This is a genomic window from Thauera aromatica, from assembly GCF_023093595.1.
Lineage (GTDB): Bacteria > Pseudomonadota > Gammaproteobacteria > Burkholderiales > Rhodocyclaceae > Thauera > Thauera aromatica_A.
Genome location: NZ_JALLIK010000015.1, coordinates 1 through 837 on the forward strand (window position 1 = coordinate 1; position 837 = coordinate 837).

Consider the following 837-nt stretch of genomic DNA (forward strand, 5'->3'; position numbering starts at 1 on the left):
ACCAGACGGGTTTGACTTCGGACTTGTAGTCGCGCGCGGAGTAGCTCGGGCAAGTGGATGTGGCGTCCATGGTCAGCTCCAGTCGGCCAGTTGGCGGAAGATTTCGTCGGGGCGGATGGGCAGCGGACCGGGACGATGGAAGGCCCGCACGCTGCCGGGGAGGTCGTAGTGGGCGCGCAGGTAGCGGTGGAACTGGGCGCCGTGGCTCTGTTCGACGACGAGCACGCGCGAGACGCCCTCGAGGGCGGCGGCGAGCTGCTCGGGGCGCACCGGCGAGAGCAGGCGGATCGACACCATGCGGCCCTTCTTGCCGGCGGCGCGCCAGCGCTCGAGCGCTTCTTGCACCGGTCCGGTGGTCGAGCCCCAGGTGATGACGGCGATGTCGCCCTCGCCGTCGATGTCGGCCCAGTAGGCGCCGTAGTCGTGGGCGGTGAGCTTGCGCAGGCGCTTGTCGAGCTGGGTGCTGTGGTCCGAGGCCTGGCTCGAGGGGGTACCGACTTCGGTGTGCTCGAGGCCGTCGGCGGTGTACTGGTAGCCCTTCATGCCGGGCACGGCCATCGGCGAGACGCCCGACTCGGTGTTGCGGTAGCGGCGGTAGCGTTCGTCCCCCAGCTCACCTGCGGGGCGCAGGCGGTTGGCGCGCAGCCCGGGGTCGGCGGGCGGGGCGATGGTGGCGCGGCTCTGGCCCAGCGACTGGTCTGAGAGCACGATCGCGGCGGTCTGCAGGGTGTCGGCCAGATGGACCGCCCACTGCGTGGTGAAGGCGCAGTCGGCGAGCGAGTTCGGCGCCACCACCAGGTGCGGGGCGTCGCCGTGCAGGCCGTAGAGGGCGATGTT

The 837-nt window shown here is 71.1% G+C and carries 1 pseudogene; it reads right to left on the minus strand.

Annotated features, from left to right (window positions below):
• Window positions 1–72: 72 nt before the first annotated feature.
• Window positions 73–837: pseudogene (locus MXC99_RS00280) on the minus strand (2-oxoglutarate synthase); the annotation flags it as partial.